This window comes from Cohnella rhizosphaerae (genome assembly GCF_029525575.1).
Taxonomy (GTDB): domain Bacteria; phylum Bacillota; class Bacilli; order Paenibacillales; family Paenibacillaceae; genus Cohnella; species Cohnella rhizosphaerae.
Genome location: NZ_JAPDIA010000009.1, coordinates 625,200 through 644,187, shown reverse-complemented (window position 1 = coordinate 644,187; position 18,988 = coordinate 625,200). Strand labels below are relative to the sequence as shown.

9 protein-coding genes and 5 pseudogenes are annotated in these 18,988 nt (G+C 59.5%); 1 reads left to right on the top strand and 13 read right to left on the bottom strand.

The genetic code is table 11. From position 1 onward, the window contains the following. Positions 1-235 precede the first annotated feature (235 nt). The 7 genes and pseudogenes from OMP40_RS37135 to OMP40_RS37110 all read right to left on the bottom strand — a co-directional run. A pseudogene (locus OMP40_RS37135) lies at positions 236-1,700 on the bottom strand (ABC transporter substrate-binding protein). Between the two features lie 249 nt (positions 1,701-1,949). Then, a pseudogene (locus OMP40_RS37130) lies at positions 1,950-2,820 on the bottom strand (carbohydrate ABC transporter permease). Then, a complete protein-coding gene (locus tag OMP40_RS37125; RefSeq protein WP_277539095.1) occupies positions 2,817-3,740 on the bottom strand; it encodes a carbohydrate ABC transporter permease in 924 nt (307 codons plus the stop codon). The pseudogene OMP40_RS37130 and the gene OMP40_RS37125 overlap by 4 nt, the downstream one beginning before the upstream one ends. A gap of 93 nt (positions 3,741-3,833) precedes the next feature. Then, positions 3,834-3,977 carry a helix-turn-helix domain-containing protein gene (locus OMP40_RS40940; RefSeq protein ID WP_338131382.1) on the bottom strand — a complete coding sequence of 48 codons (144 nt, stop codon included), beginning with the start codon at positions 3,975-3,977 and terminating at the stop codon, positions 3,834-3,836. Between the two features lie 887 nt (positions 3,978-4,864). Further along, positions 4,865-5,152: pseudogene (locus OMP40_RS40935) on the bottom strand (response regulator); the annotation flags it as partial. A 15-nt stretch (positions 5,153-5,167) separates the two neighbouring features. Then, positions 5,168-5,443 (bottom strand): sensor histidine kinase, encoded by a 276-nt coding sequence (locus OMP40_RS37115; RefSeq protein WP_277539776.1) that lies wholly within the window; start codon positions 5,441-5,443, stop codon positions 5,168-5,170. 171 nt (positions 5,444-5,614) lie between these two features. Next, a pseudogene (locus OMP40_RS37110) lies at positions 5,615-5,848 on the bottom strand (sensor histidine kinase); the annotation flags it as partial. A gap of 869 nt (positions 5,849-6,717) precedes the next feature. On the opposite strand from OMP40_RS37110, the gene OMP40_RS37105 reads away from it, so the two are divergent. Next, positions 6,718-6,957 (top strand): hypothetical protein, encoded by a 240-nt coding sequence (locus OMP40_RS37105; protein WP_277539093.1) that lies wholly within the window; start codon positions 6,718-6,720, stop codon positions 6,955-6,957. A 456-nt stretch (positions 6,958-7,413) separates the two neighbouring features. On the opposite strand, the gene OMP40_RS37100 is transcribed toward OMP40_RS37105, so the two are convergent. The 6 genes and pseudogenes from OMP40_RS37100 to OMP40_RS37075 form a co-directional block, all read right to left on the bottom strand. Then, positions 7,414-8,550 carry an Rpn family recombination-promoting nuclease/putative transposase gene (locus tag OMP40_RS37100; protein ID WP_277539091.1) on the bottom strand — a complete coding sequence of 379 codons (1,137 nt, stop codon included), beginning with the start codon at positions 8,548-8,550 and terminating at the stop codon, positions 7,414-7,416. A gap of 214 nt (positions 8,551-8,764) precedes the next feature. Further along, a pseudogene (gene deoC / locus OMP40_RS37095) lies at positions 8,765-9,442 on the bottom strand (deoxyribose-phosphate aldolase); the annotation flags it as partial. 26 nt (positions 9,443-9,468) lie between these two features. Next, positions 9,469-10,419, bottom strand: coding sequence for a sugar-binding transcriptional regulator (locus tag OMP40_RS37090; RefSeq protein ID WP_277539089.1), 951 nt, complete (start codon positions 10,417-10,419; stop codon positions 9,469-9,471). A 104-nt stretch (positions 10,420-10,523) separates the two neighbouring features. Beyond that, positions 10,524-11,195, bottom strand: a complete 672-nt coding sequence (locus tag OMP40_RS37085; protein ID WP_277539086.1) for a HupE/UreJ family protein — start codon at positions 11,193-11,195, stop codon at positions 10,524-10,526. Beyond that, positions 11,146-11,742 (bottom strand): hypothetical protein, encoded by a 597-nt coding sequence (locus tag OMP40_RS37080; RefSeq protein ID WP_277539085.1) that lies wholly within the window; start codon positions 11,740-11,742, stop codon positions 11,146-11,148. The genes OMP40_RS37085 and OMP40_RS37080 overlap by 50 nt, the downstream gene beginning before the upstream one ends. A 158-nt stretch (positions 11,743-11,900) precedes the next feature. Then, on the bottom strand, positions 11,901-18,719 hold the full coding sequence (locus OMP40_RS37075; RefSeq protein ID WP_277539083.1) for an S-layer homology domain-containing protein: 6,819 nt from the start codon (positions 18,717-18,719) through the stop codon (positions 11,901-11,903). Positions 18,720-18,988: the final 269 nt, after the last annotated feature.

Below are 18,988 nucleotides of genomic sequence, written 5' to 3'. Positions count from 1 at the left end.
ATGGCTAATTTGTTCCTAACGAGACTTCGACGGAGGCGTAATGGCGCAGGATGGCTAATTTGTTCCTAACCGAGACTTCGGCGGAGGCGCGGTGGCGCATGATGGTTAGTTTGTTCTTAGCCGAGACTTCGACGACTGCGCGATGGCGCAGGATGACTCACGATGTAGCTATCTCTTATGCAGCTACATAAGAAAACGCCGCGCGGGCATCCGCCCGCGCGGCGCTGTCACACTGCTATTCGACTTTGATGGCGTCGTAGAATTTGGATTGCATCGTCTTGGCCGCGGCGTCGAGCTGGGCTTTGACGTCGGTGCCTTTCTTGGAGAATACTTCCTGGATGACGTTGGTCATCGCAGCGTAGTAGTCCTGCGTGTTGTATTGCGCTTCCGGTTTGCCGTCGAGCAGCGCCAGGGAGTCGGCGTTGTACTGGTAGACGTTGTCGTACTTGGCGTAGACGTCGCGAACTTTCTTGCCGTATTCGGAGTCGTCCTTGAAGTACTGGATGACCGGCGGGATGAAGTACTTGTTGTCTTTTTTTGCGCGCCTGGATGTTCTCCTCGACGGAAGCGAGCCCCTTGTCGGAGAAGTAGTCGAACACGGCGTACTGGAACGCGATCGCTTGCTCGTCCTTGGTGGCGTTCGGGTTGATGACGAGGAAGTCGCCGCCGAGAACGCCGGTGTGCTTGCCGCCTGCTGCGGCCGCCGGCATCGGGTATACGAGCACATCTTCGGGCTTCATGCCGCCCTGGTTCAGCGCCTGGTCGACGGGACCGTCCGGTCCGGCGATGACCATGGCCGTGCGGCCTTGCGCGAACGCACCTACCGCGTCGCCCCATCCGAGCGCCCAATCTTTCGGAATGGCTTTGGCTTCCCAAGCCAGCTTGTTGTAGAATTCCATCGCTTTGACGCCCGCGTCGCTATTGAATGCGGAAGTAACTTTGCCGTCCGCGACATTTTGAATCTCGCCGCCCGCTTCGAACAGGAAGTTGGTCCAATTCCAGCCTGCTTCGTTGCCCTTGCCCATCGGCGCGATACCCGCGATGCCCTTGCCCGGATCGGCAACCGCTTGCGCCGTCTTCAGCATGTCGTCCCAGGTCCAATCGTAAGCCGGTACGGCGACGCCTTTGCCGTCGAGCAGCTTCTTGTTGACGACGGTGCCGGTCACGTAGCCTTGCTGCGCGATGCCGTACACTTTGTCGCCGAGGATGAATTGATCCTGCAGGATCGGGTTCATCTGGTCCTTATACTGGTAGGCGTTGAACAGGTCCGTAATGTCGGCCGCCCAGCCTTTTTCCGCGAGGAATTTGCCTTCGGTGGCGTACGTGTTGAACAGGGTCGGCGCTTCGCCCGCGCCCATCTTCATGCCGATCTCGTTCGGGTTGTACTGCCAGTCGCTCTTGACGATCGTGACGTTCGGGTACACTTCATTGAAGCGCTTGATCTTGTCGTCTTCGAGCGCCCGCTTCTCCACGAGATCCGGCGTCGGGTAGTAGATGCTGATCGTCACTTTCTTTTGCGTAAGGTCGTCGGCTGGCGCTGCGCTCGCGCTGCCGCTGGCTTCGGCGGACGGCGCGGCCGAAGAAGATGCCGGCGGTGCGGACGAGGAACTTGAAGCATTGTTGTTGTTATTGCCGCCGCACGCGGACAGCAGCAGCGCCGAGGCGGCCAGCGTGGCCAGTGTCATTGAAGTCTTGCGCATGGTAACTCCCCTTTTCGATAGGTATGAATGGTTTACACGCTCATCATAATGGAGGCGTTTGCACCTTCGCGATGTGCATTCCTACTTCGATCGTGTGCAGGTTTACGATCCCGCGATTTGCGTAAAATCGCACATTAGGCATGCGTAGAACCGCACATTATCGCGTCGCATCCGCCTTAGCCGGCTCCTAGCCGACGATAAACGCCGGCAGGATCGGGTGCTCGAGACATACGCTTTACAACGCAACGCTTATCCTTTGACGCCACCCAGATGCAATCCCCGCACGATAAATCGCTGGAAAATCAGGAAGATCACGATCGGCGGAATCATGATCATCGTCAGGATGGCGAACCGGATGTTCAGGTCGAGCCGCCGCGCGTCGATGACGAACTTCTTGATCGCGGTCGCGAGCGGGTAATGCTCGCCCCCCCATGACCATGCTCGGCCAGAACCAATCGTTCCAGGACGTGGCGAAGACGAAAATGGCAAGCGTCGCGAAGATCGGCACGGACAGCGGGAAAGCCAGCTGCCAGAAGACGCGAGGCTCGGATGCGCCGTCGACGCGGAACGCCTCGAACAGCTCCTGGTTGATGCCGTCGAAGAAGCTCTTCAGCAGCAGCAGGTAAAACGCATTGGCCCCGGCCGGCAGCCAGAAAGCCCAGAACGTGTTCATCAGATGCAGGTCGCGCAGGTTGATGAAGTTCGGAATGATGTACGTCGTCGGCGGGATGAACAGCGTCGCCAGGAAGAAGTAGTAGACGCCCTTGCGGAACGGCCAATCCAGCCGCGACAAGCTGAACGCCGCGAATCCGATGACGACGACGGTGACAACCATGTTGCCGACGAAGATCAGCATCGTATTTCTTAAATACAGCGGGAGGTCGATGAAGCCCCAACCCTTCTTGTAATTGTCGAAGTGCCATTCCTGCGGCAGGAAATGCGGCGGAAAGGAGTTCACCTCGACGTTGGCCTTAAGCCCGTTGAACAAGGCCGTGGCGATCGGGTACAGCATGCTGACGCACATGACGGCGACGACGATGCACATCAGGATATAGATTGTCTTGTTCAGCGGCTTTTTCATATCGTAGCTGGAGACGATGCCGCGCTCGACGTTTTTCATGCCGCATTCCCTCCTCTCGCGGACAGCCGGTGCTGGATGACGGCCAGCACGCCGAGAACGAGGAACATGAGCACCCCGAGGGCGGAAGCGACGCCGTAATTAAAGCTGTTGAACGCATACTTGACGATATAGAGCGCATAGGTCAGCGTAGCGTTGTTCGGTCCGCCGTCGAGCATGGCGAGCTGGGACTGATAGCCTTGAGAGGTGCCGATCAACTGCAGAAGAAGCAGCAGGCCGATCTGGTTGCGAATCGCGGGCAGCGTGATATGCCAGATGCGTCGCCAGACGCCGGCGCCGTCGATCTCGGCGGCCTCGTACCAGTCGCGGGGAATGCTGAGGATGGCGGCGAGATAGATGAGCATCGCGGATCCGAACTGCTGCCACGTCTCCATGATGACGATCGAGATCATCGACCAGCTTTTGTCGGTCATGAAGCTGATCGGCGCGATGCCGACCTTCTCAAGCGCCGCGTTGAACGGGCCGACCGGATCGTACAGCCAACGCCACAGGCCATACAGCACGACGACCGGCACGACGTACGGCAGATACGCCGCGATCCGCGCGAAGCCTTGGAAGCGCCTCAGCTCGGAGATCGAGATGGCGAACAGAATCGGCACCCAAAATCCGATGACGATGCACAAAAACATATAGTACAAGGTGTTCTTCACGGCGGTCCCGACGTCCGGGTCCTTGAAGATCAGCTTGTAATTGTCGAGTCCGACGTAGGAATTGCCCTTCACGAAGTCGATGTGGTAAAAGCTGAACACGATCCCTTTGACGATCGGCAGCCACAGGAACAGCAGGAAAATCGCGACGGCCGGCAGCACGAAGGCATAGCCCCAGAAGTGCTTCCTCCATCGGCCCCGCGGCTTGGTCGCTTCCGCGCTCAGCGGGCTGGCTACGGCGGTTGTCTGATTCATACGGTCTCCCTCTTTCTTTTTCTGCCTCCTCTTTATTGTAGAAAAAGGGTCCTCCGCTGAATATGTGCGTATCTATTCGGATCGTGAGTGATCTTACTTCTTCAGCTCGCTCGGCGAGATTCCGTAGAATTTCTTGAATATTTTGCTAAAATGTTCCGGCGATTCGTAGCCGACGCGCTCGGCGATCTCGTATCTGCGCAGATCGGTCTGCTGCAGCAGACGCTTGCTCTCCTCCATCCGGAGCTTGATAACGTACTCCCACAGGTTGAAGCCGGTGTTTTTTTTTGAAAAGATAGCTTAAGTAGTTCGGACTGACGTGATTCCGCTGCGCCACCTCGTGAAGGGTCAGTCCTTTTTTGCGCGAAATTTTGCTGGATGTAGGCCATCGCCTTCTCCACGATCTGATTGTTCTGCTCCGTCCACTCTTCCTCGGTCGGCTCTTTGCCGAACAGGCTCCACTTGAAGTCCCCGTAATAAAACACATGATGGTCCTTGTGCTCGCGATTCCACAAGATCGCCTTGCGCGCTTGTTCGCCGAGCGCGGGCAGAAAGGCGGCGCCTTTGAGGATCTGGCTGATGCCGACGACGCAGGGCAAGCGCAAATACTTGGAAATGTTATGTTGCAAGCTGCGTCCGATCAGCTCGAGCTGGTTGATCTTGTCGACGCTGGAGTCGCCGAAGCTCTCGTCGTCCCATTGGAGCAGCACCGAGACCTCGAGTCCGGGCGTGTAAAAGGCGTCGTAGCGCCAGTCTTTGCCCAGCAGCTCGCTGACGATGTTGAGGGCGGCGTATTGCAGCAGCGCCCCGTCTTTATCGCCGTAGCGGCTCCCGGATTGTTCGCGATCGGGATCGAGATTGACCTTGACGACGGCGAAGTAAGGTCCCGAGAGCCCGAGCCGGCCCAGCTCCGCTTCGTCGGGCACGTCCGCGGCGCCGGACAAGACGGCGTTCAGACGATCCGTGCGCGGCTGACCCGGCGTCTCCATCCGGAAATGCTCGCGCAGCTGGGACAGCAGATCGTTCTCCGCCGGCGCAGGCTTATCCATATGAAGCAGCACCTCCCGCACGGAGTCGAGAAACTGCTCGCTTTTGATCGGCTTGATGATGTAATCCTTGGCGCCCAGCTTGATCGCGAGCTGCGCGTACTGGAACGTCTCGTGCGCGGATATGACGATGGCTTGCACCCAAGGCTTGATGATCTTCGCTTGATGCATGAGCTCGATGCCGTTCATCGCGCCCATCTGAATGTCCGTGATCAGCAGGTCGATATCTTCCATCCGCAAGTAATCGAGCGCTTCGTGGCCGCTGCCCGCGGTAAATATGTCTTTAATGTTGAGGCCCGACGATTGGAGCAGATTGCCCAGCCCTTTGCAGATGAGCGGCTCGTCGTCGACGATCAATATGTTATACATCTCGGATCCCCCCTTCTACAATTCACGCTTGACCGGCAGCGCGATGCGCGCGACCGTACCGCCGCCCTTGCGGGCCCGGTAAGATAACCCGTATTCGGCGCCGAACTGCAGCCGAATGCGCTGCTGCACGTTGCGGATGCCGTAGCCCGCGCCCGCGCTTCCGTCATCGCCTTCGAGCAGACGCGCGATCGCCTCGTAGTCGGTCTCCTTGTAGCCGTTATCCTCGACGCGAATCTCGACGCCGCTCTCGGTCATGCTCGCGATGACGGCGATCTCCCCGTCCTCTCCCATATTCCGCACGCCATGAAGAATCGCGTTCTCGATCAACGGCTGAATGACGATTTTCGGAATGAGGTTGGCAAGCGCCCCTTCCTCGACGTCCCAGGCGACGGAAAATCCGTATTCGTAACGTTTCTGCTGCAGGCTCGTATACGCCTTCGCGTGCGCCAGTTCCTCCTCGAGCGTGATCAGGTCGCGTCCGCGGCTCAGTCCGATCCGCATCAATTGAGCCAGCTCCTTGATCATCTCGCCGGATTCGGATTGCCCCTCGAGCGTGCTTTTCCAATAAATGCTCTCGAGCGTATTGTACAGCAGATGCGGATTGATCTGCTGATAGAGCAGTTGAAGCTGCGCCTCCTTCTGCTTGATCTCCAGCAGGTAGCGATCCTCGATGAGCGAATTGAGCCGTCCCGCCATCCCGTAGACCGAGTGCATGAGCACCCCCACTTCGTCGTTGCGGTCTATGGCAGCCTGCGCGGGCACCTTTTTTGCCCGGCACGTACGACCTGGTGAACACGGCGAGCCGCTGAAGCGGCGTCAGCAGAGATCGCCAGAAATACGCCATGACGACGATGCAAAAGAAAAAGTAGACGATGGAGATCAATTGAATCACGAACTTCAGCTCGTTCTGCTGCTGAAGCAGCGAGCGGGTCGGAATCTTGTAGATCAGCTTCTGCTGCGCCAGATACTGATAGCTCTGCACGTAAATATAGCCGTCCGTAATGACGTTGGACTGTCCTTCGACATCGTCCCCCGCGCGCAGCTCCGCCGGCAGCTCAAGCCGGTCCCCGATCGGGCCGGCCGATGAAGCAAGCACTCTGTCCTCATAATCGGTCAAGTAGATCTCGCCCTTGTCGGGCAGCGAGACCGTTCGCATCGATTCGACCAGCTTGCGGTTAATGTTCGTGGCGACCAGCGCGCCGACGACCTGATTGCCTTGGCTCGTACTATACACGGCCCGCACGTAAGCGAGCGTATCCGACCTGGCGGAAGAGCCCAGATCGTTCATGATGCGAAGATAGCCTTTGCCCCGCTTGCTCAATATCTCGTCGATCCATTCGGGCTTCTGCTTGTCGTTGTAAAAGTATACGCCGCCCACCGCTTTGAACTTCGAGGAAGGCGTCGGCGCGAATTCGTAACGGTTGTTCGGGTCGTAGGCGTACAGGTAATAATAGACGGCTTCGCCGCCGTTCATCCCCATCGAATAGGAAGAGAGCAGCTTGTCGGCGTCGGCGTACTGCCGCACCCGGTCGGCGGTATCGCCGTTCATCGGGTTCAGCGACTGAATGAGCGAATGCTGGATCAGCGTCGTCATCACGCGGCTCACCGTATCCATGTCGCGGTTCATGAGCGCGAGATTCTGCTTGCTGAGCTCCGCGTACGCGCTCGTCACATGCTGCTTGAGAATGTCCTCGGCCCTCGCGTTGGCGTACCAGTTCAGCGCGAACACGGGGCTGACGAGCAGCAGGAACAGCAGGATGAGCTGCTGCTTGACCTTCATTCTCGTAAGCGGATTCGTCAGATGAAGCTTCAATGCGGGCCCCCCCCGTCGTCTATCGGCTCCTCCAGTATGGCGGATCGGCCTTGTCCCCGTGTATGCGTTTGCGAAGAGTCCGTAGGACGGCGCACGATTTGCGTAGCAACGCACATGAAGGCGGCCTGATGCCATTGTATATGCAGGCTGGGCTAGACGTCTACGCTGAACAGGGAGGTTGGGGCGAGCCATGAATCCCTGTACGAGCGATTCCAGTTTCGGGCGGACCGAGAAGCCTCTATTGGCATCGGATGCGGGTAAATGGCAGTCATTGCGGAATGCGGAGACGCTATTTGAGTTGAAACGGGGCGTTGGCGGTCGTTTTGAGCTTGTTAGCGGACGTACGGTGCATGGTGAAACAGAGAAATAGCCGCTAGCACGCCACGGCAAAAAGGTTGCCTCAGCAGCCCGTCGAATGACGCACGCTATAATAAACGATCATGGAAAATTATCCTCTCAACTCCTCCTGCGACAAGCCTGTCATGCGCGCAACCTCGGTTGCATCCATGCCGTTAAGCAACAGCGTCCGACCCGTTTCCAGCAGCCGGGCATGCATTTGATCCTTTTCAGTCTCCAGGCTCTCTGTTTTCGACTCCAGGCTCTCCGTTTTCGATTTCAAGGTCTCGGTTTCCGACTTCAGGGTCTCGGTTTCCGACTTCAGGGTCTCGGTTTCCGACTTCAGGGCCTCGGTTTCCGACTTCAGGGTCTCGGTTTCCGACTTCAGGGCCTCGGTTTCCGACTTCAGGGCCTCGGTTTCCGATTTCAATCTCGCCCTCTCGGCCAATAACTGCTCCATCTCCGCCTTGTAGGCCGCATCGTCCATCATCGCCTTGTGCCACATCTCGTACTTGGCCCAAACCTTCGGGTCGCGGCTCATATCCTCCCACCGCCCGAACGCCTCCAGCAGTTCGGTATCACCGCTCATCGCGATCGCCTCCAGTTTTTCCATCAGCTTCGTCTGCACTTCTCCGCCTTGCACGGCGCCGAGCAGCAGCAGCCAACGTATCTCCGGTTCGGTCCATGGATCCGCTTCGCTTTTCGCGGCCCGTCTAAGCAGCTTTTGCAGCTCGATGACGTGCAGCTCGATCACGTCGGTGAGCGGAAAATGCTCCTGCTTTTCGTAAAGACCGAACACGCTATGATACCTTTGGGTCTCGGGCAGCACGTCCACGTTCGAAATAAGGATGGATATCGTGCGTCGCAGATCCGAGTATGGCCGTCCTTTTTCCATCTGCTTGGCAAAGATACGGCTCCAATAATGAAGCTGCCGCTTGGCCAGATGCGGATTGCCCGTAACTTGAATCTCGACATGGGCCAGATCGCCGCGATTTGTTCTCGCCAGCAGATCCAGCACCGCTTTCTTGTCCCCTTCGTGCTCCCGCTCAAGATCCGTGTTTAAAATACTCGCCGAGGTGATTTTCGTATCTGCGCTCGCGCCCAGAAGCGCATTCAGGAACGCGATCAGCACGGCTTCGCCGTCAGGCTGTCCGAACATGCGCTTGAACGCAAAATCAGCTTTTAAATCCACGTATGTTCGAGACGAATAAACTTCCTTCTCTTCCTTTAGTATAACCGTTTGCCGCATCCCGTCCATCCCCTTTTCCCGATTTCAAATCGAACACACGGATGCAGCCGCACGTTACAAAAGAGAACTGGTGTTCTTGTTTATTTTACCATTTAGAAGGAGAAATGGAAACTAAAAAACACGAAATATCGGCTGCAAAGCCGACATCCCGTGCTGATTTCAGGCATCTCGCGTAAACCACGCCCCACGCCTCGCTCAATAGCCTTCGCCCGCGCCCCCCCGAGACGATCGCGACGCTCGCGCTCGCGCCGATGCGCGTGGCGCCGGCCGCGATCATCGCGCGCGCCGTCTCGGCGTCGCGCACGCCGCCGGACGCCTTCACGCCGATATCCGGCCCAACGGCGCGCCGCATCAAGGCGATATCGTGCGCCGTCGCGCCGCCCGGACCGAAGCCCGTCGACGTCTTGACGAAGTCCGCGCCGGCCGCTACGCACAGCTCGCACGCCTTCACCTTTTCCTCGTCGGAGAGCAGGCCCGTCTCCAGAATGACTTTGAGCGCGGCCTTGCCCTCGCAAGCCTCGGCTACGCGCGCGACGTCGCGTTCGACGTCCTCGTAAAGCCCGGACTTCAGCGCCCCGACGTTCAGCACCATATCGATCTCGGTCGCGCCCGCGGCGATCGCGTCCCGAGCTTCCGCCGCCTTCGCGAACGTGCTGGTCGCCCCCAACGGGAAGCCGATCACCGTCGTGATGCCTACGCCGGATTCCCCCAGCATAGCGGCCGCAGTCTTCACCCAGTAAGGATTCACGCAGACGGTCGCGAACCGATATCGCTTCGCTTCCTCGCACAGGCGAACGATATCGTCGCGGCTCGTCTCCGGCTTGAGCGCGGTATGGTCGATATAGGCGGCCAGCGATTCGGAAGCCGGGTTTGTCCCGTTCGTCCCTTTCATCGTCATGTCGGTCCATCTCCTCCAAGTCATCTCTCCAACAAGTATTGGGCCGTATACTGATCCGTAATCAGCACATTGGCATAACCGCCCCGCAGAGCGCCGTAAATGCCCTCGGCCTTCTTGCGTCCGCCCGCGACGAGCACCGAGCGCTCCTTGTGCTTCAGATCGTCGAGCTCGATCCCGATCGTCCGCTGGTTCAGCTCCTCCGAGCAGAGCTTGCCTTCGCGATCGATATAACGGGAGCACAGATCGCCGGCGCCTCGCTCCTTGATCAACGCCAGGTCGTTTTCCGTAAAATAGTTCGCTTTGATCAGCACCGAATCGTCGGTCGGTGAGCCCACGGTAATCACGGCGATATTCGCCTGCCGTCCGAGCGCCAGGATGCGGCCGATATGTCGGTCCGCCTCGATCGTATGCCGCACGATCGCATGGTCGACGATGGCGGGCAGATGAATAAAGTAAGGCACCGTGTGAAACGCCTTGCCGAACAGCTGGACGATCTCGTATGCATAGGTGTTCGTCTCCGAGTGGCTGACGCCGCCGTTCAGCTGCACGACCCGCACGTCCTTGAGCTGCCGGTCCCGCAGCCGGCAAGCCACCTCGTAGAGCGTCGTGCCCCAAGTCACGCCGATCGTGTCGCCGTCCTCCAGCGTCTCGTGCAAATACGCGGCGGTCGCTTCGCCAAGGTACTTTTTAACGACGTTGTCCTCGTATTGAGGCACGGGTACGATGACCGCCTTGCGCAGCTTGAACTTCCGCTCCAGCCCGACGGCGAGCGAGTCGTTGCTCTCCCGCGGATCGACGATCTGAATGCGGACGTAGCCCTCGTCCTTCGCCTGCTGAAGAAAGCGGGACACGGTCGGCCGCGAAATGCCGAGACGCTCGGCGATCTCCTGCTGGCTGTAGTTCAGTTCGTAATACATCTTCGCCGTGTCGATCATGCGGGCCAGCCGGTCTCCGCCTGTCTCTGGGTTCATGCGCAACACTCCGTCCGGGATTTGGAACCATCATAATGCATTCCCGGCCCTGAGTTCAACCGCTTGCGACAGGTTTATCCGTCTCGGCGCCTATCGCGATTCGCCTATCCGCCGAAAGTACGCTCGAACAGCCAGAGGCCGCCGAGCAGCAGCGCCAGACTCGAAGCGGCATAGACGACTCTTTTTTCATGCTTGTACCGGTGCAGCGCGTACAGCAGCGGCAGACAAACGGCGATCAGGCCCAGTTGCACCGCCTCGATGCCGAGATTGAAACTGGCCAGATCGATGCCCAGACTGGCACGCGGCAGATTCATTTCGACGAGTATGTCCGCAAACCCCATGCCGTGAACCAAGCCGAAAAGAAAAGTCAGCACCCAGCGATAGCGCACGTTTGCGCGGAGCATATTGTCGACGGCCACATAGCAGATGCTGAGCGCGATCAGCGGCTCTACGATGCTGCCCGGCACGGATATCCATCCAAGCACGGTCAGCGTGAGCGTAACGCTGTGCGCGATGGTAAACGCCGTGATCATCGCCGCGTACTGCTTAAAGGTTTGGCGGGCAACGATCAGCGAGAACAAGAAGAGAAGATGATCGTATCCGCCTAAAATATGGTTCATGCCCAGCTTGAAAAAGCTGAACCAGCCCGATGCGACGCTGGCTGTATCATGGGATGCGCCTGCCTCCTGCGGCTCGGCATTTGCGGCGGAATCCGATTCCGCCTGCTCAGGGCTCTGCGTTGTCTGCTGCTGCAGGTCCGCGGGGGAGCGACGCATACTCCTCGTCCGTCATTCGCAAAGACCAGGTGCGGTCCTTGCCGGACAGCGCCGCCGTACTCTGGCTCGACCCGTATTTAACCGTCAGCAGGTCGACGTAATTTGTTTTCCGATCGTCGGCGTACAGCTTGTCCGATAGCGAGATTGTGCCGTCATCGGACAACGCAGGGTACGCGAGCTCCAAAACGACGTCGGACGCGTCGCCCTTTCGCTCGAGCCGATAGCTTTCGATTCTCGACCACGGCAGCTCGCTGCCGCCCGTCTTAAGCGTGAGATGCTCTTTAAGTATGGCAGCGAAGGAATCCTTCACCGCTTCGAACTCCGCTGGATCGAGCATGAAGTCTCCGTTAACGTCTCCGCCTGCCCACTCGATGACGGACAGCTCGTCTATCGTATATTCCAGCCGGATCTCCGACTTCGCGATGGTCAGTGTCGAATAGCCTGCGCTGTAGGCATGCGCGGAAGCTGCTCCGCCGTACGGCAGCATGGCGAATAAGGCGATCGCGGCGATCCAGAAGCTTTTCAGGCCTGCGCTTCGTTTGCTCATCGGTTGGGGCCTCCTCGGCGTCGGTTGTTCGTGCGTCATACCAACGTCCAAAAATAGGTTCATAAGCGCTTTGCTCGTCTATGAACCTATTGTTCGATGTTCGTATGTTTCGGAGCGGGACGCCACGTCGCGTGGCGTCCGGTCCCGAAGTGCATGTTTTATTTCATTTGAATCAGATTGAAGATCGCTTGCGCGGCTTCCGCGCGCGATGCAGTGCCTTTCGGCGCGAACGTGCCGGCAGCGCGTCCCTTGAGCAAGCCAAGCGCGGTTGCCGTATCGACGTCGGCCTTCGCCCATGCGGCGATGCTGCCCCCGTCGGAGAATGCCGCAGCGGCAAGACCTGCGGTGCCGATATCCGCATGGCGCATCGCATAGGCCTTCACGAGCATCACGGCCATTTCTTCGCGCGTGATGCGTCCGTTCGGGTCAAAGATGTCCGCGCTTTTCCCGGAAACGAGACCGGCCTTCACTGCGATCGCGACATATTGGGCGTACCAGGTATTCGAAGCGACGTCCTTGAAGGAAATCGCGCCTTGGTCCGTCAGCCCGAGCGTCTCGACGAGCAGCTTGGTGAACTCGGCCCGGGTGACGGCGCGGCCCGGTTCGAACGTCGTGTCCGTCACGCCGGAGACGATCTGCTTCGCCGCGAGCGAAGCGATCGCGCGGGACGCCCAGAAAGTAGCGGTCACATCGGCGAACGATCGCTTGACCTCCAGAACCGCGTATTTGCTGAAGTGACGGACATCGACTGTCCATACGCCGTTCGCGAGCGTACCCCCGACGTACGCAAGCTTGCCGTCGTCGCCGATGTAATATACGCCCGTCAAATCCGGATCCGTGGCTGCATTCGCTGCCAAGCTGAGCGTAATTGGCGTACTGAATTGGCTCATCGTCGTTGTCGTGCCGTCAGAACCGTTTGCTTTTAAGCTGAATTCGTACGCTTCTCCCGCTAGCCTGATCGTGCTTCTGCCGTTTTGAGCGTTTTTCCCGATCGTCGCTTCCGTATCGGACGCGCTGACAGGGATCATTTGCAGCTCAATGCTCGCATCCGCGCGCGCGCCAGTCGGCAGTTGAGCCAGGAGCTGCGTCAGCAAGACGGATGGCAGCTGCACCGACAAGCCGCCTTTGTTCAATACAAGCGCGCGATCCCCGATCGCCGCCATTGCGTCGGCGTTCAGCTTGACATCGGTCGTGCCGGCAGCCAGTTCCACGCTTGCCCGGCCGCTGTCCAGCTTGATGCTGTCTTTCGAAATCGTTACCGTACCTGCTGGCGTCGGTGTCGGCGTTGGCGTTGGCGATGGTGTCGGAGTCGATGTCGATGGCGGAGGCGTCGACGAGGTTTCCGTCTTCGCCGGCACGACCACGCTGATCTCGCCCGTGTCCGCGATCGTCGCATCCGACGTACGCGTGACCGTCAGAATCAGCTTCACCGTCGTCTCCGCTGCCGGCGGCACGATCTTGCCGTCCGTGCCGATGACCGCGGAGTCGCTGCTCTTGATCGCGACCGTATATCCGCTCGGTACCGTCGGCAGCTCAAGCTGCGTCGCATCCTTCGCCGGCGCGGCGATGCTTGTGATGCCGGCTGCGATCTCCGCTGCCGTCGCTTCTACTTTTTTAAGCTCGGTCGTATTTCTGACGCGAATCCGCGTGCCTTCGGAGTAACCTCCGGACATGCCTACCGCTTCAAGCTTGTCGCCGATCCGCAGTACCGGAATCGGTCCGCTTTGATTGATGATATAGCCATCCGCAAATACGAGCACCGGTCCCGATCCGTCGTCGATGACGTAGGAGGTATCGTCCGGAATGTCCGTTACGGTTCCCGTCACTTTCACCAGACGACCCAGGTTGTCCGCGGATACCGAAGCGGCCGTCGACACTTGCGTCGGCTCCTTCGGCGCGCCTGCGCTCACCTTAACGACGCTTTTGTCGAAGCCGTCGAATTCGAGCTCGAGATTGTTCTCAAATACTTTGACGTGTCCATAGACGCGTACGACGTCGCCAAGCGCCAACGCATTGTCCGGCACCTCGTTGAACGCCATGATCCCGCCGGTCCCATCCTCCAGGTAAAAGGCGTCGAAGAATACGCCGGCCGCGCTGGTGACGGTCCCTTGGACGACGGCTTGCGAGCCCTCGGGAAGCTTGCGCGCATCGCCGATCGAAGCGACGACCGTCTCGCGGTGCGCAAGCCAGTTCATCGCGTTCATGGCGAGCTCGTTGTTGCCTTTTTCGTTGTAGCTCTCGTCCATCTGCTTGTCGTTAAATACGTTCATGCCCGACACGATAATCCGTCCGGTCCCGAGCTGCTCGCTCGCGATAGCCGGGATGACGGCGCCGCCGGTCAGATTCGCCGGCGCCGGCGAAGTCGAGACGTTGTAGGTCGCCGTATCGGATTTCATCTGTGCCGAGATCTGGAACGTCGAGTCGTTGCCTCGCGCCAGGATCGTGACGGTGTCGCTGTCCGCGAGCGGCATCTTATTGCCCGCGCCGTCGTTTTTGGCCAAGCTCGAGCCGCTGTAGTATTCCAGGGTCGACACGAAGTCGGTCACGTAGCCGGCCACGGGCGACGGGTGCAGCCGCACGGAATAGTTGGAGGTCAGCGGCGTGCCCCAGAAGTTGCCGTATGCCGTCTCGTCCGCGATGCCGTCGTTGTTGATCAGGATCGACGAGCCGATCGCCGACAGAAGCGGGTTCAGATTTTGATTCGAGCCGCCGTAATTGCTCTTGTCCGCCAGCCAGAGCGAACCGCCGCCCGCGACGAACGCTTTGATCGCGTCGATCTCCGACGATCCGTAGGCCGAGGACGGATGCGAAATATAGAGAATCGATACGCCGCTAAGCGTCGCGCCCGTAATCGCGTTCGCATTTTCAGCGACGGTATAGCCTTCCAGCCTCATCTGCTTGGTGAAAGATTTCAAGTTGTCCTTGTACGTGCCTGTGTCCTTCGTCGTATTCTCATTGTTTTTGGAAGCGTCGATCAGAATCGTTTTCCCGAGCGGCGCCTTGATGGATAGGGATTTCTCGTACGTGTTCAAATCCTGGTCCGCGGTCTTCAGCGTCACGATCAGCTTGTGCTCGCCTACCGGCGGCGAAGCCCAGACGACGCTGGCCGTCGCGGACTGGCTGCTCGCAAGCGCCTCGATCGAAGCCGTGCCGATGAGATGCTCGGCATCCTGCTTGTCCACATAGAACGTCGCCGTAATCCCCGCGACATCCTCCGTTCCCTGATTGCTGACGATCGCATTCAGCGTGGCCGCGTTGCCGCCGACGATCGCGCCGTCAGCCGCTTCGACGCTGCTCACCTTAACCGCGACCGGCACCTCTTCGGACCAGAACGGCGCCGAGTAGATCTGATCGCCGTCCGCCTGCGTCACGCGCACGACGAACCATTGCTGCCCGCCGGACACCGTCACGGTCGGCTTCCAGTTGAACGAGGTCGAGGCCGAAGACGGCTTGTACGTCTCCGCGACGGTACCCCCGTTGGTGATCAGGTCGACCTTGGCGACATTGTCGTTGGTCGTCGTCGTCATATACGCGTAATGCGGGTCCGACTTGTCCTCCTGCACGTCGTCGCTGCCCGAGATATCGAACGACAACGTCTTGCTATCTACGGTCGACCCCATATACCAGCCGTTCGCGGTCGCGTCCAGCCTGGCGTTCGGGTCTTCCGTCATATACACGCGCATTTTTTGCATGGCATCCATGAGCGAGTCCATCGTCAGATCCTTGGCGACGATAACCGTGCGCCGCTTCGTCTTGCCCCAGGTCGCGTCATGGTTGTCTTCGCCGTAGGTCGGCGCGATGTGCCAGCCTTTGTCGAGCGCGCTGAAATAGATGTCTTCCTCATTGGTGTAGGAGTACTTGCCCGAGCCGTTGCCCACTTCGAACATGGTGAACAGCTTGTCCACGTTCTTGTCGTAAGGGAGGAAGCTGTTAAATGCCCCGGTCGGCGCATTCGCATGGTTGAATTGCGCGACGATGTCGTCATACGTCATCACCCAGGCGTAATACTGGCTCAGGTTCTGGTATTTGCCGCCATCCTGCATCCGGTCGATAAAGTTGTCCGTCCCGAATACGTTGGAGTGTCCCCAGGTCGTCGAGGTCATCTCGAACGCCGGGAACACGACGAATTCTCCATCCTTCGTGTTTTCTCGCGAAATGTCCTTCGTCAGCGACCAGTCGGCGCCGCCCTTGCGCTCCGGCATGCCGCCGTGCGAGGCCGTGTCCGCGTCCGTGCCGCGGATCGCGGCGTCGATGTCGTGCGAGTGATCGGAAAAAGCGAACCAGTCGTAGCCGTAGTACTTGGCATCGTCCAGCGCCTTTTGCGGCGTTCCCGCCGCATCGTGGGAGATGTTCGTATGGTTGTGCGTCGTACCGTAATAATGATTGCCGCCGGAGAACCGCTCTTCAATGGTGAACGTCCACTTTTTCACTGCGGCATTGCCAAGATTGTCCTTAACCGCAATCGCGACCTCGTGATCGCCGATCGCCAGGTCCTGCGCCGAAGTCAGCGTCAGCTCGACGCTGCCGGAATCGACGACCGCAGAAGTCGTATAATCCGTTCCGTCGATCTTCAGGCTCACAGAACCGGCCGCGATGCCGTTCGGGTCGGACAGATTGGCTGAGATGACCGGGTGCTGCGTCTCGATTCTCGCGCCTTCGGACGGCTTCAGGTTCGTCACTTCGGGCCCGTCCAGATCCTCGACGATATCGACGACATAGGGCTCCGCCGCGGAGCCGGAAGTGACGCTGTCGGCGCCGGAGACAGCCTTCACGTAAAAGTAAAGCTTGCCCGACTGCGGCACGCTCGCTTGCGCGATTTTGCCGTTGTAGTTCATCTGGTCGGCCGTCGTGAGCGGCACGGACGAATATGCGTCGCCCTCCGCACCCTTGTAGAATAGCGTCACGGCGTCGGCGAACTTGGCCTTCGCGTCGAAGGACAAGTCCATGCCCGTATAAAGCTTGGCCGGCGGCGTATACGCCAGTTGAAGCTCGCCCTTGATGTCCGCTGCGCTGCGCGGAAGCAGCTTGTAGCCGCCGTCGTACGGCGAGACCAGATCCGATTGGGCCAGAATGCCCGTGAACGTAAACGTCTCGTTCAGCGCAACCGCGGCCGCCGCCTGGATGCCCGTCGATTTGAGCAGCTGCACGACCGCGGTATTGCCCGCCGCGTCCGTCACGGTCAGGCTGACGTCCGAATCCGATGTCGGGATGTTCGTGACCTTGCCTTTTAAAGAGACGAGCTTGCCTTCTAGCGGCTCGGCTGTCGCGGCGGCATTCATGGTCGCCGCATCGACGGCGACCGCTGCCGGGACCGCGTCGGCGCCGATCTCTTCCGCGCCGCTCGCCAGAATCTGCGTCGTGCCGCCTGCGAACGCGATCGTGCCGCTCACCTTGACCTTCGCGCCGAGCATGATCGGAGCGGCCGGAGCGGCTGCGCCGATCACGTTCACGGCGCCGGTAGCGTCCTGGATGTAATAATGCGTCGGCGAGCTGCCGAGCGCGCCATTGCCGACCGTGACGACGCCCGTCAGCTCGGCGCTCTCGCCGGTATGCACGGGAATGCCCCGGTTGTCGACGATCTTGGCGTCGGCGATCGTCAGCGGATCCGGCGTATACCCGACGGCATTGACACGCGCGTAGACGCTCTCGGTGCCGGCATACGTATGGGTCACATAAACGCTTTTCACGCCGCCCGGATTCGCAATGGACAGGCTGAATGCGCCGTCCGTGCCTGCAGTTCCGCTGCCGGCAGGCGTCAGAACGCCGCCGCTTAACGTATAGGCGCGCACGTTGGAGCCGGCTGTCGCCGCGCCTGCCGCCCCCGTCAAGCCTGTCGAGCCGTCAAAGGCGATTTTGCCTGCTGCAGGCTGGCTCATGTAGGCGCTGTTCTTGGCGACGATCTCGACCGGATTGGCCGCAGCCTTGGGCACCCAAGTCGTGAAATCCTTGGAGCTGTCCTTGGTGTAGCAAACGCCGGTAAAGCCGAACGCCGCCCGCGGGTCCGTGCAAGCCGCGGTCTTGCGGATGACGACGCCGTTCGCGATATCGGTCGCGATAAAGGGAGCGCCCCAATACATCGTCTTGCCCGCGAAAACCGAGTCGGCGTTGGCGTATGCCAACAGATCGACAAGATTGGCGTCCGTCGGGCTTGTGACCGCGACGCCGCTCTTTTGGATCAGCCCGATGACGCCGCCAGTACCTGCCGAGCTCGCGCCAGAGGTGTTGAGCGTTTTTTCCGCTGTGGCATCCGAATCTGCGACGAACGGCAGCGCCGGCGCCGTCGTACTGGTCGAAGTCGAGCCCTGCACGAGGAAGTAGCCGTGCGCTTTGATCACGCCGCTGATCGGCATTTGATTGCTGGTCGCCGAGAAGCTCGAGGCGCTGGACGAGGAATAAGCCACGACCCATCCCGAGAGATCGATGTCGCTGTCCGTCCGGTTATAGAGCTCGAAGAATCGGTTTTTAAAAATGGCGCCGCCGCCGCCGTTCAGCATCACCTGGCTGAACACGACATCGCCGGCGTTGACCATCGTCGAGGTGGAGCTCGTGCGATTGACCGTAATGGCGTCGCTTAGGAGCTTGCCTGCCGCCTTGGCGACGATCGTCAGCTTCTCGGCGGTAAGTACGGGCGAGAAGGTCAGTCCGAAGGAGCCGTCAGACACGGCCGTCGTGTCGCCGACGGGCGTTCCGTCCGCAAGCATCGCGTAGACGGCAGCGCCCGCGGATACGGCACCCGGCAGTCCCGTCACGGTCTTGTAATCTTTATAAGAAATCTTGGAGGAGACGGGAGTGGCCGTAACGGGAGCCGAAACGCTAACTTTAACGCTTTCCGCTTTGCCGGCTTCTACAGCGGATACGAGCAGCGACGTTTTGCCCGAAGGGTTGTCCACCGTCAGGCTGAACGCGCCGCTGCCGTCGGCTACCGTCTGGTCGATCAGCGTCGAAGCATCGGCGTAGACGTATACCGAAGCATTCACGGACACTGCGCCCGCTTCTCCGGACAGCGTCTTCAGATCCTCGGCGAGCGCGAGCTTGCCGGCTACGGGGGGAGGCGGTCGTTTCGACCGGCGTCTCTCCTCCGCCCGAGATCGGGGTACCGGAGATGACGATGTCGGCAATTCTACCGTTGCCGTTCGATTGCGCGACGGTTCCGCCGTTTACGGATACGCTTGTTGCGTTCACCCAGCGAATCTTCAGATCTGCCTGATTGTCTGCCTCGGCGGGCAGAACCACTTCCCTAGCTTCA